General features: G+C 51.4%; 15 protein-coding genes. 8 read left to right on the top strand and 7 right to left on the bottom strand.

Annotated features, from left to right (window positions below; translation table 11 throughout):
• The first annotated feature begins 175 nt into the window (after window positions 1–175).
• The 3 genes from O59_RS19140 to O59_RS19130 all read left to right on the top strand — a co-directional run bounded on the left by O59_RS19140 (window position 176) and on the right by O59_RS19130 (window position 3105).
• Window positions 176–835: a hemerythrin domain-containing protein gene (locus tag O59_RS19140; RefSeq protein WP_007645695.1), complete on the top strand. Its 660-nt coding sequence runs from the start codon at window positions 176–178 to the stop codon at window positions 833–835.
• A 19-nt stretch (window positions 836–854) separates the two neighbouring features.
• Complete coding sequence (locus O59_RS19135) at window positions 855–2024, top strand: NnrS family protein (protein WP_040393589.1); 1170 nt, start codon at window positions 855–857, stop codon at window positions 2022–2024.
• 94 nt (window positions 2025–2118) lie between these two features.
• Complete coding sequence (locus tag O59_RS19130; protein WP_157152655.1) at window positions 2119–3105, top strand: DMT family transporter; 987 nt, start codon at window positions 2119–2121, stop codon at window positions 3103–3105.
• Window positions 3106–3182: 77 nt separating this feature from the next.
• On the opposite strand, the gene O59_RS19125 is transcribed toward O59_RS19130, so the two are convergent.
• Entirely contained in the window at window positions 3183–5165 is a 1983-nt protein-coding gene (locus O59_RS19125) for an LTA synthase family protein (protein WP_007645691.1), read from the bottom strand.
• A 210-nt stretch (window positions 5166–5375) separates the two neighbouring features.
• Here O59_RS19125 and O59_RS19120 point away from each other — a divergent pair, with 210 nt between their 5' ends.
• On the top strand, window positions 5376–5675 hold the full coding sequence (locus O59_RS19120; RefSeq protein ID WP_040393588.1) for a hypothetical protein: 300 nt from the start codon (window positions 5376–5378) through the stop codon (window positions 5673–5675).
• Between the two features lie 120 nt (window positions 5676–5795).
• Here O59_RS19120 and O59_RS19115 read toward each other — a convergent pair whose 3' ends face one another.
• Window positions 5796–6947 carry an AraC family transcriptional regulator gene (locus O59_RS19115; RefSeq protein ID WP_007645688.1) on the bottom strand — a complete coding sequence of 384 codons (1152 nt, stop codon included), beginning with the start codon at window positions 6945–6947 and terminating at the stop codon, window positions 5796–5798.
• A gap of 217 nt (window positions 6948–7164) precedes the next feature.
• On the opposite strand from O59_RS19115, the gene O59_RS19110 reads away from it, so the two are divergent.
• From O59_RS19110 to O59_RS19100, 3 genes are all read left to right on the top strand, one after another.
• Window positions 7165–7644, top strand: coding sequence for a heme-degrading domain-containing protein (locus O59_RS19110; RefSeq protein ID WP_040393644.1), 480 nt, complete (start codon window positions 7165–7167; stop codon window positions 7642–7644).
• A 315-nt stretch (window positions 7645–7959) separates the two neighbouring features.
• Window positions 7960–10251 carry an Ig-like domain-containing protein gene (locus O59_RS19105; RefSeq protein ID WP_040393587.1) on the top strand — a complete coding sequence of 764 codons (2292 nt, stop codon included), beginning with the start codon at window positions 7960–7962 and terminating at the stop codon, window positions 10249–10251.
• A 76-nt stretch (window positions 10252–10327) separates the two neighbouring features.
• On the top strand, window positions 10328–11434 hold the full coding sequence (locus O59_RS19100) for an outer membrane beta-barrel protein (protein ID WP_007645678.1): 1107 nt from the start codon (window positions 10328–10330) through the stop codon (window positions 11432–11434).
• Window positions 11435–11501: 67 nt separating this feature from the next.
• Here the strand turns inward: O59_RS19100 and O59_RS19095 are convergent, their stop codons facing one another.
• From O59_RS19095 to O59_RS21740, 5 genes are all read right to left on the bottom strand, one after another.
• Window positions 11502–12080, bottom strand: a complete 579-nt coding sequence (locus tag O59_RS19095) for an NAD(P)H-dependent oxidoreductase (protein ID WP_007645676.1) — start codon at window positions 12078–12080, stop codon at window positions 11502–11504.
• A gap of 57 nt (window positions 12081–12137) precedes the next feature.
• Window positions 12138–12668, bottom strand: coding sequence for a nucleotidyltransferase family protein (locus tag O59_RS19090; RefSeq protein WP_007645674.1), 531 nt, complete (start codon window positions 12666–12668; stop codon window positions 12138–12140).
• A 63-nt stretch (window positions 12669–12731) separates the two neighbouring features.
• Window positions 12732–13178 carry a hypothetical protein gene (locus O59_RS19085; protein ID WP_007645672.1) on the bottom strand — a complete coding sequence of 149 codons (447 nt, stop codon included), beginning with the start codon at window positions 13176–13178 and terminating at the stop codon, window positions 12732–12734.
• Window positions 13179–13202: 24 nt separating this feature from the next.
• A complete protein-coding gene (locus O59_RS19080) occupies window positions 13203–13607 on the bottom strand; it encodes a hypothetical protein (protein ID WP_040393586.1) in 405 nt (134 codons plus the stop codon).
• Window positions 13608–13716: 109 nt separating this feature from the next.
• On the bottom strand, window positions 13717–14409 hold the full coding sequence (locus tag O59_RS21740; protein WP_007645669.1) for a hypothetical protein: 693 nt from the start codon (window positions 14407–14409) through the stop codon (window positions 13717–13719).
• A gap of 139 nt (window positions 14410–14548) precedes the next feature.
• Here O59_RS21740 and O59_RS19070 point away from each other — a divergent pair.
• A partial coding sequence (locus tag O59_RS19070; protein WP_157152654.1) for a transposase occupies window positions 14549–14817 on the top strand: 269 nt, incomplete at its 3' end.

Raw genomic sequence — 14817 nt, 5'->3', positions numbered from 1 at the left:
CGCCCCTTTTACTTTCTCGCGATTGCGCTGCATCAGCTTGATGCAAATCAATATCACCCCGGCGCATTTACCTAGACTGGGTATTCAACGCCTTGGTTTGCTCAGCAAACTGCTTATAAATCGATAGTCTGCAGTAGATTGCCCACCCGACCCCAACCTTGCGCAGAGGTGGCCTATGAATATGTACTCCTGGAGTTTTACCGACTGGGCCAAAAAAGTAGAGGCTACGGCGGCACTGCTGCGTCCGGCCGGCTTGCTGCAACCGGAGACGGCAGGCTTCCACTTGTGCGATCTTGCACTGCACGGCGCCGTTCACAACCCATCGCGCAGCTACCGGTTGCGCCTGCAAGATACGCTGCAGAGTTTGGCCAACCAGCGCTACCTTGACGACTGGCAACAGCGCCCCAAATCGCAGTTGATTCACTATATTTGCCGCGAGTTCCACCAGGCACATTTTGCGCAATTACCCTTGCTGCTGGCGTGCGTGCAGCAGTTGCAAGGCTCAGCCCAGTCCCGCCAACTGGAACAACTGCAATTACTCATACAACAACTACAAGAGGATTTATTCCCGCATATGCAACACGAGGAGCAGCGTATTTTCCCCGCACTGCTTAAACCGGTAGATTTCGACAGTTTTTGCTCGCTGGCAATCCTGCATCACAATCACGACAGTCAGGCATCCCTGCTGCAGGCGATGGACAACCTCTGCCAGGAGTTGCTGGAGGAAAATTCCGATCAGGCACTGACTCTCTTCATCACGGAACTGCAAAACTTCACCATGCAACTGCGCCTGCACATAGCGCTGGAAAACAACCTGCTTTTCATCATTGATTAAATAACTGCGGATAACCACTTTGACTAATAGTTCTGTTTCGGCCACATTTTCCTATCCTTTCCGGGTGTTTTTCCTCGCTACCGCGCTCTATGGCATTGCCGTTGTTATCGCCTGGATGAGCTACTTGTTTGGCGGCATTCCCCTGCCGCTGGGCTGGACATCGCTACACTGGCACAGCCACGAAATGCTCTATGGATTCACCAGCGCCGCGATTGCCGGGTTCATCCTCACCGCCGTATGCAACTGGACGGGGGCACCACCACTCAAGGGTGACAAGTTGCTGGCACTGGTCGGGCTCTGGCTCGCCGGGCGCCTTAGCCTATGGAATGCAAGCTGGTTACCGGCAGGCACCACGATGCTGATTGATGGCTTGTTCCTGCCCATTCTGGCGCTTTATTTACTGCAACTTTTGCTGCGCCACGGCAACCAACGCAACCTCGTATTGGTGGCGATATTGCTCCTGCTCGGCATGGGCAACCTGGCCATGCACTGGGGCTTTTTGACCGGCAAAACCGCATGGCTGGTGCAGGGGGAGCAACTGGCGTTTGGGCTTATCACCCTGATAATGATTGTGATTGGTGGGCGCATTATTCCCGCCTTCAGCCGCAATTGGCTGCGCCAGCGCGGCGGCAATGAGGGCGCGGTGAAATCCTCCAACCGCACCGACGCCATCACCCTGATACTCAGCGCAGCGGTTATTCCGGTTGATGTCTGGCTGGGTTCAGGGACAGTAGCCGCATTGGTGATTCTCGCGGCCGCGGCCGCCAACGCCTGGCGCCTCTGGAGTTGGTCTGGCTGGTTAACGCGCGCCGAGCCACTGCTGTGGATTCTGCACCTGGGTTACGCCTGGATTATTGCGGGCCTAATGCTCAAAGGCATGGCTGCACTCAACCTGGTAGCGCCCTCCGTCTGGCAGCACGCACTGGGAGTTGGCGCCATGGGCACCCTGATTCTCGGGGTGATGACCCGCGTCGCTCTCGGCCATACCGGCAGGGCATTAACCCTGCCCACCTTTGGGGTGATTATTTATCTCGCCATCAGTATTGCCGCCTTGAGTCGCGTTCTGGCCGCGCTGGGGTGGATCAATTACTCCTTTGGCCTGATGCTCGCCGCGAGTGGCTGGACGCTCGCATTTGCCCTGTTTCTGCTGTTGTATTGGCCTATTCTCACCCGCCCCCGCATCGGCTGAAGCGGGATTTTTACCCGGCAGCCCCTGCCGGGTCACCGCCATTGCTGCTATTATTAATCCGACTTATTTTTGTGCGGCGATTGGATAACGAGCAATGAGCGATTCCCCTAACGGACAGTCTCCGACGTCTCCGTCCACACTGGAGGCAACCCGGACGACCGCTACGCAGCCACAACATTCACACTTGCCGCACAACATCCTCAAGGGCTTCCTGCTCGCCGCCGCCGCACTCTTTCTCTTCACCTGCATGGACAGCATCACCAAATACCTGACCAGCCATTACAACGTGCCCTTTGTGGTGGCCATGCGCTACCTGGTGCATTGCTCGGTGATGCTGATTATTCTCGCACCGCGCCACTCCACCCAACTGGTTAAAACCCAGCGCACCGGGTTGGTGATTTTGCGCGGCCTGGCGCTCACACTTTCATCGCTGTGCATGGGCATGGCGCTGCAGCGTATGCCCTTGGCTGAAACCACGGCGATCAACTTCCTCGCCCCCACCTTGGTTGCGTTATTGGCAGGCTCACTGCTGAGCGAACGGATTGGCGGCTGGGGCTGGGCGGCGATAGTGACCGGGTTTGTCGGGGTATTACTGATTGCCCGCCCGGGCGGCGGATTGGATGCACTGGGGGTATTTTTTGCGCTGATGGCCGCCTGCTCCAACGCGACCTATCAGTTGCTGTCACGCCTACTCGCCAGCACCGAAAAAGCCATCGCCCTGCTGTTTTACACTGCATTGATTGGCTCCATCATTTTCGGCCTCGCCCTGCCCTGGTACTGGGAGGACAAAACGCCCAGCACTATGGAACTGGTTCTCTTGCTCAGCATGGGGCTAACCGGCGGCTTGGGCCACTATCTCTTCACCCTCGCCTATCGCCATGCACCCGCCTCGGTGCTGGCACCTATGACCTATCTGCAACTACTCTGGGCGGGGCTAATGGGTTGGCTGATTTTCGGTACCATCCCCGACGGCACCAGCCTGATTGGCATGTTCATAGTGGCGATTTCCGGTTTGATCATCGCGTTTAAATCCCACTTCACCAAGGCCGCCCCCGCCAAACCAGAATCTGATCAGCTCTAGCCCCTCTGCATAGGCGCTTCCTGACAAAGGCAGCCATTCGCAGTGGCGATGAGGTGCGCGTAGTCAATGTGAAATAATTAATCCGCCTTAGCCGCCATGGGGGCACAGCGCTGACCCTGTCCATATTTTTGTTCGCGGTATAAATAGGAAGGCAATTGCACCTGCGCCAGCGCTTTGTATTGTTCTTCCGCTTGCGCGGGGCGCAGCAGCGTCAGTGTCTCGTTTGTTTCGTTGTACTGGGCGATGACGGCACTGGAATCCGGTTTTAACAGAGTGATTTTTTCTGGCTCCATTAACGCAAAATAATCGTCAAACTGCAGGAGTGCGCGACCGGGGCTGTTGGGGTCGGCAATAAAATCCCGCCCAATCATGGTGTGACAACTGGATACGCCCATAAGCGATAACAGCGTGGGCGCCAAATCGATTTGACTCGCCAGTTCGCTAATACGTTTTGGCTTAACACTGCCCCCCAAAATTAGCCCGGGAATATGGAATTTTTCCACCGGAATTAAATTATTGCCGTACACCCGGTTATCGTGATCCGCAACAATAAGAAATACTGTGTCTTGCCAGTATTCACTTTGTTTGGCCTTGGCAAAAAATTGCCCCATGGCCCAGTCGGCATACTTCACCGCATTATTCACCACAGCCTTGGGCTCTTCGTGCAAGGCGATTCGACCGTCGGGAAATTCAAACGGTTCGTGATTGCTGGAGGTAAAAATCAGCGAGAAAAATGGTTGCCCGGTTTGATGTAACCGGGTTAATTGTTGATGGGCGGTAGTGAATAAATCTTCATCGCTGGCGCCCCAGCTACCCACAAACACCGGATCATTAATTTGGTGTAGATCCACAATCTGACTAAAACCATTGCCGGTAAAAAAGCTGCGCATATTATCGAAGTGCGCTTCACCGCCATAAATGAATTGCGTGGTATAACCGGCGGCTTTCAGCACCGAGGCAAGCGTGGTGAAATTACGCTGGCTTTTGGAAAGTTTCACCACACTCTGCGCGGGTGTGGGCGGATAACCTGCCACTACTGCTTCTATGCCGCGCACCGAACGGGTGCCGGTGGCATAAAGCCGCTCAAACCAAATACCTTCATCGGCCAATTTATCCAACTCGGGAGTCACCCCCACACCGCCGAGCGCCCCCACAAAGGTTGCGCCCATGCTCTCCTGCAACACAATGACCACATTGAGTGGTTTGGCAGGTGAATTTAACGCGCGCTGGTAATGAAAGGTCGGATATTGTTTGTCGGTAAATTCATAATTTTTTAACCAGGGCCAATCCAAACTGCGCGACAACATGTCGGCAGTTGATAACTTGCCATACATTTCACTGGAGCGCGCTTCGTGCTTCATATTGTAAATGGCATAGAGCACCGAATAGCCGGAATTAATCACCAGCGAATTCACCATGGCATCGCCCGTAATCGCAAAAAAAGCCGGGTTTGCCGGGCGATGATCGGTGGTGGAACGCACCCCCATCAATAACGCCAGCACCACCAATGGCCACACAACTATATTTTTACGCAGCGACCAAAGCGCTACGTGGGATTCACGCACACGCAATACTTTATACAGCAGCGCACCGAGCAAAACCGTTAGCGAGGTGCCCGCAATAAATGCCGTAGTAAAACCAAATAATAAGGTTAAAAAAACTTCTTTGGGGTAGCGGAGATATTCAATAAATAAACGATTGGGGCGCGCATCAAACTGCAATAAAAACGCCGGTGTGGCCAACTCGATAAACACTATCAGCGCCAGCCCGAGCCAGGCCCAATAAAAAGTGAACGGGAACCACAGCCGGCGCCAATAGGATAAGAACGGCAGCAACAGCACGGCAGGAACACACCAGAGGGAAAGTAAAATAATATCGGCACGTACACCTTGAAGCAGAATGTCAGCCAGCAGACCAGTCGCCATTACCCGCTCGCTTTGCCACAAGGCTAACAGCATGCGGCTCACGCTGAGCAGAACCAATCCAAGGAAAGCCATGCGGAACAGATACACATAGGGGCCAGTAACACACCCAAACGACAGCCAATGCTTTTTATTCATCTTATTCATCTACTTATGCAAACTCGTTTTGACACAACTGATCCGAGCGAATTTAGCCAAGTAAACTTAAGACAAACTTAAAATTGCCCCCTGAACAGGGCGCGAAGAATAGGGAGAACAAAACGGAGGGGAGATAAATAAAAAAGCCAGTGTCCACGCACGAAATGGACACTGGCAAAGAGGGCTAAAAAGTTACCGGACTTACGCGATATGAGCGCCGGGGGTGGTTACTGCGCAACCATCAATCAACTGGCAAGGCTGGAACTCAGCGCAACCGATCTGGGTTGGGCAAAGGACAGGGCGAGTGCGAAGGCAAGGGTATTGGTACTGGAGGTTGGGTGCGCTGAGGATGAGCCGCTGCCACAGGCAGACGACGGTGACATCCTTGCCAACATGGCGAACACGTTTATTACTCTCATGACCTATATCTCGATGCTTATTTTTAGTAGGGGTTCACAGCCGATGGTCACTGCCGACCAAGGTGTCTGCGTGTGTGAACAAGCCTATTAAAAACAAGGAGATATCAGTAACGCTTTTCCGAAAAAGCCTTCAAATTGTCAAAAGTTGAAGTTTTTTTCGTTTTTATTGAAGTTTTAGCTGACAAATTAGCTAGCGGACAGACAGCAATGATTACTTATTGCACAGGCTCTTGAAGGTCTTGGGTGTGCAACCGTATTCCTCTTTAAACAACTTATTGAAATAGGATACGTTGTTATAACCCACCAGATAAGCAATCTCGGCGATATTCACCTCCTCTTTCTCCGCGAGCAGACGCGCCGCTTCGGTGAGGCGCAATTTGTTTAAATAACCGGTAAAGGTATAACCCAACTCCGCCTTGAGGATGTCATTAATTTTGGTGCGGCTCACCCCAATGCGGTTCACCATCACATCCAGGCTCAACTCGGCATTGGCGTATTCGGTTGCCAGAAAACGCAAAATTGCATCGGTATCCTTATCGCGCTGCGGCTCTACCGAAAGCTGTTGGTAGGCCACCAGAGGCCGGTCTTTTTGCTGGCGATGGCGCAACTCGGCAATCAGGGCACGGGTGTGCTGGCGAAAAAACCACGCGCCACAGCCACCCCATGCCAGCAGCATAAACACCCCGAACAGGTACAGATAATACCAATCGCGACCATGCAAACTGATTTCATTCAGTTGGATGCGCGCATTCACCTCTGCCGGGCTTTGCGGGCTGCTACCAAATATCAAGCGGGCCACCTGATTGAGCTGGTACTCCTTCATCGACAATTTGAGATGAAACCGCTCCAGCCACCACTGCGCCGTTTCCAGCCGGGTCAAATCCAGCTCGACCTGACTCCAATTTTCATCGCAGGAAAAAAACGCCGAGGGCGAGCGATAACTTAGCGGGTCGTTTGGATCGGTTACCTTTTCATCCACCGCACTCAAACTAAAGGACAAGACATTGGCCGGTGCGCATTTGGCACTAAAGGAAATGGTTTGAAACGAGGATAAATCAACTAACCGCGGCTTGCCCTGCGCATCGCTAAAGCGCAGTGATACCGACGCAAAGGGATGGTCAACCTTGTTGGACACTTTCATATCCACATCGAGGCTGTAGTTGGCATCGTTAATCTTTACCGATGAAAGTCCGCCCCAATAAGCGTCGCCTCCGGTTTCAGTCGCCCAGGGCAATTCACTCTGCGGTGCAGGCAAAAGTGACAGATGCAAAAACGTGCGCTGCACACACAGGTATCCAACAAGCACGCTGAGTACCAGCAAACAGGCTAAACCCAACAGCGCTTTTTTATAAAATTCCAGCATGGTAGGGGGATCATTGGCTAGTCAAAGGGGCGACAATTTATTATTCAAAAACACCCAGCGCAAGGCGTCTAACACCACGCACACTCAAGAGTACTGCGCGGCGCACAATAGCACCAGTGAAATTAAGGCGCACATAGCAGTCAAGCAATCGCCGCTTGAAAGCCCGGCCCTGCCCCGCCAAAATACCGGGCACCCAACAGCCAACGAAGCATTGACAATGAACAACGACATTTTAAAAAAATTATTAGCCCAGGAAGACGAACTGCAACTGCGTTATTTCAATAACCAAACGGCGTGGGAATTGGGCACTTTAATTAAAAGTGCTGCCGACCAACATGCCGCGCCCATCGCGATAGAAATCTATGCCTTTGAGCAGGTGTTATTTAGCTATTTCATGCCCGGCACCAATAAAGATAATCAAGACTGGATCAACCGCAAACGCCAATCGGTGATGCGTTTTAGTCACAGCTCTTATTACACCGGCCAATACAATGCCGCCAAAAATCGCGACTTTGAAACCATCCCCCATTTGGACCCAAAACAATATTGCGCACACGGTGGTTCTTTTCCACTGCGCATTAAAAATAGCGGCTTGATTGGCGCTGTAACTGTGTCGGGCTTGGCGCAAGAAGTGGATCATCAAATGGTAATCGATGCCCTGCGCAAAATTATCGCGGTGCAGGCGCAAGAAAAATAAACCAGTGATTATTTACCCGGGCGTTTGCCCCCAGCGCACAACAAGGCATTTGCCCCAAGCACACACAAGGCAAAAGTGCCGATAAGCCTGCCAATAAACTATCCCGCGCCAGCCCCACGCTAAGTGCGCAGGCGAACAGAGATAAACCCCCTCCTTCTGTAGCATTCCCTTCAATTGCTGCGCGGCTAATTTTTTAGCGCGCAGGCTTTTTGTTTTCTTACGCGCCATTGATCCACCAACAATTTCTGCGCGAGTGTTTTGTATAAGCGCGCGCGAATCGGTTCAGCATCAAAATCATAACCAGGACGGCCAACCATGAATAAATTACACAACTACTCTTCGCGACTTAAATGGATCATCCCGGTATGCGCTATTACCCTGATGACCGCTTGCGGCGGCAAAGATGACGTACTGGGCTCCAGCGCCGATGCGGCACTGGCTCCCTCGGTCACCAACATAACGCCCGCCAGAGATGCCAGCAACGTACTCGTTTACGACCCGATGATTAGCGCTACGTTTAACGAAGCGGTAACGGTTGTCGGCAATGGCGCGAGTGTCGCGGTGACTTGTCTGTCGCCCTGTACCAATCCGGAAGGCACAGTGAGTGTGGATAGCACTAACCGTATCGCCACCTTCACGCCCGCCAGCGATTTAATGGCCATGACCCAATACACTGTGACCATCACCGGCGCTAAAAGCCTGGCGACAGGTCTTACACTGCCCAGCCCTTACACCTGGAATTTCACTACTGGTGCGGCGTCGACTGCCGTTACCGTTACGGCGGTGGCACCCGGTGTGAACAGCACAGGGGTATCGCTTAACAACACTATTGTCAGTGCCGACTTTAACGAAACAATCGCACCTATCACGGACCCGGCGAGTTTTACCCTCACCTGCGCTGCGCCTTGCACCAGCCCAACCGGTTCGGTGACCCGCGATCCAACCAATCGCGTTGCAACCTTTACGCTTACCCCGGGAACCCAGCTTGAGCCGATGACGGCCTATACCGCCACCGTGAGCGATGTTCGCAGCCTGGTGACAGGTGCGGCCTTGGTCGCCCCGTTTGTATGGACCTTTACTACCGGCAACACGGCTGACACGACCCGTCCGCGTGTAACCTTTACTGTGCCAGCCACTACCTCATCGGGCCCAACCACCGGTGTGCCGACCAATATGGCGGTGAGTGCGGTGTTCTCCGAAAACATGGCGCCCGCCAGCATTTCGTCCACCAGCTTTAGCCTTACCTGTGCAGCGCCGTGTGTGAACCCTGCGGGCAATGTGAGTTACGCGGTGGGCACCCAAACCCTGTTGTTTACGCCAACCGCCGCACTCATGGCAGACACCACTTACACCGCGCGAATCACCAGCGCAGCAACTGACATCGCCGAAAATGCGCTGGCAGGCAATCAAGCCGCCTTACCGGCCGCGAGCGATTATGTGTGGATGTTCACCACCAGAGCCGAGGCAACTGCCGGTGGCAATATCTCCGTCACCACGACTATTCCTGCCGATAATGCAGGGAATGTTTGCCCGGACGCATCAATTAATGCCACCTTTATGGTGCCATCCGGCGTGCGTATGAACCCCATTAGCGTTAACTCATCGACCTTTACTATTGTTGAAGCAACGACTGCCGCGACACCAGTAATAGCCGCTGCCGTAGTGCTTGATGCGGCAACCGGTCGCATTGCCAGTTTTGATCCACTCAATGACCTTGTCCCCGGTGTTACTTACACCGCCACCCTGAAAGGTGGTGCAAACGGCGTGAAGGATTCAGCCATCCCCGCCAATGCCATGACGACCGACTACAGCTGGGACTTCACCGCGGTGGATTGCTCAACCACGCCGCCGGTATTGATCCCGCTCGGTTCAGTAGCCACCTTCGGCACCTTCGGTGGCTCAGCGGGTACGACCAACCAAGGCATTCTGACCATCATTAATGGCGATATCGGCACCACTGCCGTGTCCACCGCCGTAACCGGTTTTCACGATAACGGCGTGGGTTGTATCTACACCGAAACCCCGCTGAACATCGGTACAGTTAACGGCAAAATCTACACCTCACCACCATCGCCTACAGTTGCCTGCCCAACGGAAGGCACTGCCGACACCGCAGCAATCGCCGCCGAAGCGCGCGCCGATGCACTCATCGCCTATAACGCCCTTGTTGCCCAACCGGGTGGCCCGGACCAAGGTGCGGGTAACCTCGCCAACCTCGTGTTAGTGCCAGGCGTTTATACCGCTGCTGCGGGTTCATTTATGGTGGAAGGCGGTGACTTAACGCTCGACGCCCAAGGTGATACCAACGCGACCTGGGTATTCCAGATGGCAAGCACCCTCAGAGTCGGTGGCCCTGGCGCCGCCGCACCGCAGAGCATCCTGCTGGTTAATGGCGCGCAAGCGAAGAACGTGTTCTGGCAAGTGGGCACCGCAGCGACCATTAACGCCGCAGGCGGTGGAACCATGGTAGGTACCGTTATTTCACAGGCTGGCGCGGAGATTTCTACCGACGGCAATGTGGCGGTAGTCACCATCAACGGCAGGGTAATTTCCCTCAACGCCGCCGTGACCATGGTTAACACCGTCATTAACGTACCCACCCCATAATCACCAGTCATCGACGTCGGCCCGTGCCCTGCACTGCCGACGCGACTGGAGTCATAAAATTGCTGAGGAATAACCTATGAAATTTATTAAAGCGTCAGGGATGTTTGGTCTGATGGCACTTGCAGCTGCCGCCAGCTCTGTTGTTAATGCAGACGATGCGGGTTGGTACTTGGGCGGCAATATCGGCCAGTCCAACGCTGACATCGACAATGATCGCATCACCGAAAATTTGTTAGACGGCGGCTTCTCCGAAATCATGATTGATAGCGACGACCGCGATACCGGCTACAAGCTGTTTAGTGGTTATCAATTCAATCGGAACTTCGCGTTGGAAGCCGGTTATTTCGATTTGGGTGAATTCAGTTATCGAGCCACCACCATGCCTGCGGGCACCCTGGACGGCGAGATGAAACTCCGAGGTTTTAATCTGGATCTGTTGGGTTTTATTCCCTTCAGTGAAAAATTTTCAGCCTTTGGTCGCGTCGGTGTTAACTACGCCGAAGCCAAAGATCGCTTTAGTGGAACAGGCGCGGTCAACGTGCTTAGCCCACGCGCGGAAGAACGCGATACCAATTTAAAACTCGGTGCCGGGGTGCAATACGCCTTTACCGATGCATTGGCGATGCGCGTAGAAACGGAACGCTATCGTATTAACGACGCCGTCGGCAACAAAGGCGATATTGATATGGTATCGGTTGGATTGCTGTATCGCTTCGGCGCAACATCAGCGCCGGTCGCCGTGGTACAACCACCAGAACCTGCGCCCGCACCGGTTGCACCACCGCCGCCTCCACCACGTACCGAAAAATATACCTTGTCGGCCAACGAATTATTTACCTTCGACAGCTCTGCCGTACGTCAACCGCAAACCAAACTCGATGAAATCGCCAGCGCATTAAAAGGTGATGGCTCGCCCGATGAAATTGTTATCGTCGGCTACACCGACCGTTTGGGCTCCGATGATTACAACCAGAAATTATCCGAACGCCGCGCCATCGCCGTAAAAAATTACCTGATGAGCAAAGGCATAGAATCAAGCCGCCTGCGCGCAGAAGGCCGCGGTGAAGCAGATCCGGTGGTGATGTGTGACGCTCAAGGCAAAGCAGATTTAATTCGCTGCTTAAGCCCCAATCGTCGCGTAGAAATTGAAAAAATGACAATTGTGCGCGAAGTAAATCAGTAACCGCGCCACTCCGTAACCGCGTTGCTTGTTAACAAGCAACGCGGATTACCATTTTTGTATCTTGATCTCAATCGCGCCCGCCATATTTTTTCGCCTGCTCAAGCCACCGTTGTCGCTTCTGTAATGAGCTGCCGCGAATCGGGCCAAAGCTGGTAATAGCAACGGGTTTTATGCCACTGAATTCCAGGACTGTACGTTTCATTTGATTGTGTCCCGGCATGCGATACACCCAGCGATAAAACCACGCAGGCGTATCCATAGTGACCAGTAAATGCGCGGAGCGCCCAGCCAGCAGGCGATCCCACAATTGTGAACCTTCACGATATTTAAACGCAAAACCCGGCAGGAAAATGCGATCAATAAAACCTTTAAGCAGAGCAGGCATCGCCCCCCACCAAATGGGATACACAAAAACAATGTGCTCCGCCCACATAATAGATTCCCGCGCCGCCACCAAATCCGGCTCAAGCTCTTGAATGGCGTTATAGCCTTTATGCAGCACCGGATCAAAAGACAAATCCCCCACCGCAATCATCCGCACCTCACTCCCGGCAGCATTCGCCCCTTCCACATAGGCATTTGCCATAGCACCGCAAAAGCTATTGCCATTAGGATGACCGAGAATAACCAGAATACGTTTATTCATTTTTGAATTTCCGCATGATATTACGAGGTGGTTTTTAGTAATTTTTCAGACTTACGTTTAGCAAGTAACAACCTTGAGCTGAGGCCAGGTTTTTAGCCAACGTTTGGATTCGACTCTGTTAAAAAATATAGATACTTCTCGCTTGGGATTGTGCGTAATAGTCCCAAGAAACAAGATCTCCTCGCCAAATGGTGCCGATATTTCCAATCGACCATCATTACTGATTCGTACCCCAACAGCAGTTTCTTTTTCTGGCCAGTGAGCCATTGCATCAGTGCTATTTGAATAAGGCATGTCCCCATTACGCAAATGCATAATGGCTTGATTTTTCACCTGCCAATTAACATTGGGCAACAACGAAACCAATGTTTGTTCTATTGAAGCCTCGCAGATGCGTCCATTCCGATCAAAAAAAATTACATCGACATCATTCAACGAAGAGTTTTCTACTCCATGCAGATAGTCCCATACAAGGTTTCTCACAAAACCCGCCGCAACAAAACAGTCTGGTAATTTTAAGGATTCCACCACATTAAGAATTTCCATTCGCATAGCATCTGCTTTTATCAATTCAGTAATGGTAGCCACAATAAACAGCTCTCAAGTGATTAACTTTAAATGAACTATTGGCGCACATTAGCGACACCAAACTCAAGCGTGTTTACCACTCAACTCCGCCCACCGCTGATAGGTTCCTACCGCATAAAAAATACCGATAATTAAACAAATCCCTGAACTCACCAGCCAAAACGTCAGGCTATTTTCGGGAAACATGGGCATTAACATCACAAAAGAAATACCACGAATTAAAAAGATACTGGCGATAAGGCACAAAGCCAAACGCAACAAGGGCAAACGCCGAATAACCCCCGCGCCGGACAGCGCATAAAGGGACCAGATCGCTAAAAAAATAACGATCACCGAAGTCACCACCGCCGGATATGAATGCCCCGCCTCTGCCATCTGCGCCATTTGTTCACCTGCCCCAAAAAATCGATACCAATCCGCACCAAAAATAATGCAGCCGACATGAGCCAGTGCAGCAAAGGCAGTGCAAATTGCTGCGGCGATTAAAAATTTATTGTTGGCTTTGTACATACATCCTCCTTAATGACCTGAAAATTATCGCCACGCACTACCCTTTGCCACAAAATAATGTTTTATAACATAGCGCCAAGGTATGACTAATGGTGTAAGAACAACGCCCATAACACATGCAAACGCCACATCACGGGCGTATTGATCGAGTTCATGGTTTAAATACATGGGCAGTGCAAATACCAGTAGCCAAAATAATTTCCAGATGAACTCCAGAAAAAGAATTGGCAACATTTTGAGTGGATATCGAATACCCAATAGCGCCATGATGAAAAAGCCTATGAGTATTGAATTGATTACCGTGTGAGGATCGACAGGGCTCCCGGATGCAGTGACAACATGAGGAATGACCGAGAGACCAAGCCCCAAAGCGATAAGAAAATACATGCCTCTTAACAGGTAAATTCGAACTATTCCAACTTCTTCCATAGATTTCTCCTTGTGTTGATACTTTGTAATACCGTAATAAACGGCAGAATTTAACTCGTGGTTTTGCGGGGCACCTTTGCGCAGCAGATATTTTTACCACAGTCGCTTGTTAAGCCTTTATGGATGACAACACACCACGAGAAATAAGAACTTTTTCGAATGCAACTACACGCTTTACGTCTTCCAGTAGTACATCGTACCAACTAGTCGTTCTTAAATTGAATTCGATTGAAAAATCAGAAGTGCCTGTTCCAATGCAGATGTGTGTTTTATACCCAAAACATTCAAAAAAACTATTATACTCAATCCAATATTGATGCCCTTCTAAGTAAAAGGGCGGAGGGGTCCAAGATTCAGGTTTTTCTTTATGCAAAAAATATTCGGCCCCTATAGAATTTAACCCTTCCATTAGAGCTTTACTGTCGTTAAAAAGTAATTTTCCTAGCAACTCATATCCATCGTTATAATGCCCTCCTCTTGGATATTTCAGTTGAAAAAGCGTGCACTTGTTAAGCTCCGCTCTAAACTCTTCGCTGTTGTAATCATCTTTTTGATACACATAAACTCCTATACTTTTTTTGCTTATTGAAGCTGTACCAGCTACGCAATAGCTTAACGTTAAGCACAACGGCAGTTTGTAAGTTGTGCGTTGTGGAATACTTTTGCGCAGCAAAACCACATAAGCGCTACTTACAAACTGTCCAGCAAGCGTAGCTTGCGTGCTGGAACGCATTGTATGATTGATTTCACCAGTTTTCTTATCATTCTTAAAGCGATAAGGTGAAGCCCATACCTGCAGCAACAGGTATTCAGCAAGGTAGCCCGGTGCAACGCCGGAACCGAATCATCGAGTCCGTTAACAAGCGTGGGCGCCTTGCTGATTCTACTTTTAACTCGAACAGTCGAATGGGCTCCGAGCCCGAATGTAGCAAGGGTGAGTTATGAATACAACTACCGCCGCACACATTGATCGCAGTGAAAGAAATGTAGGAATTGACATTGGAAAAAGCACACTGGATGTTTGCATTTTCGAGCTCGATGTTTATTTGCAGTATCCCAATACCACAGAAGGGATTCGTGAATTAATCAAAAAGCTATCGCGTTACAACCTTACGCGCATCCTGGTTGAGGCAACCGGTGGTTACGAACGAGGTTTGGTGGAAGTCTGCGCCGAAAAGGAATTGCCGGTGATTATTGTCCAGCCGACCCA

The sequence above is a fragment of the Cellvibrio sp. BR genome (assembly GCF_000263355.1).
Taxonomy (GTDB): domain Bacteria; phylum Pseudomonadota; class Gammaproteobacteria; order Pseudomonadales; family Cellvibrionaceae; genus Cellvibrio.
This window is presented reverse-complemented; position numbering and strand designations above follow the sequence as displayed.

Excerpts from the sequence above, each read along its gene's own strand:
- O59_RS19080 (WP_040393586.1), bottom strand. The coding sequence starts at position 13,607 with ATGGAAGAAGTTGGAATAGTTCGAATTTACCTGTTAAGAGGCATGTAT.
- O59_RS19125 (WP_007645691.1), bottom strand. The coding sequence starts at position 5,165 with ATGAATAAAAAGCATTGGCTGTCGTTTGGGTGTGTTACTGGCCCCTAT.
- O59_RS19120 (WP_040393588.1), top strand. The coding sequence starts at position 5,376 with ATGAGCGCCGGGGGTGGTTACTGCGCAACCATCAATCAACTGGCAAGG.
- O59_RS19095 (WP_007645676.1), bottom strand. The coding sequence starts at position 12,080 with ATGAATAAACGTATTCTGGTTATTCTCGGTCATCCTAATGGCAATAGC.
- O59_RS19130 (WP_157152655.1), top strand. The coding sequence starts at position 2,119 with ATGAGCGATTCCCCTAACGGACAGTCTCCGACGTCTCCGTCCACACTG.
- O59_RS19085 (WP_007645672.1), bottom strand. The coding sequence starts at position 13,178 with ATGTACAAAGCCAACAATAAATTTTTAATCGCCGCAGCAATTTGCACT.
- O59_RS19110 (WP_040393644.1), top strand. The coding sequence starts at position 7,165 with ATGAACAACGACATTTTAAAAAAATTATTAGCCCAGGAAGACGAACTG.
- O59_RS19105 (WP_040393587.1), top strand. The coding sequence starts at position 7,960 with ATGAATAAATTACACAACTACTCTTCGCGACTTAAATGGATCATCCCG.
- O59_RS19115 (WP_007645688.1), bottom strand. The coding sequence starts at position 6,947 with ATGCTGGAATTTTATAAAAAAGCGCTGTTGGGTTTAGCCTGTTTGCTG.
- O59_RS19140 (WP_007645695.1), top strand. The coding sequence starts at position 176 with ATGAATATGTACTCCTGGAGTTTTACCGACTGGGCCAAAAAAGTAGAG.
- O59_RS19100 (WP_007645678.1), top strand. The coding sequence starts at position 10,328 with ATGAAATTTATTAAAGCGTCAGGGATGTTTGGTCTGATGGCACTTGCA.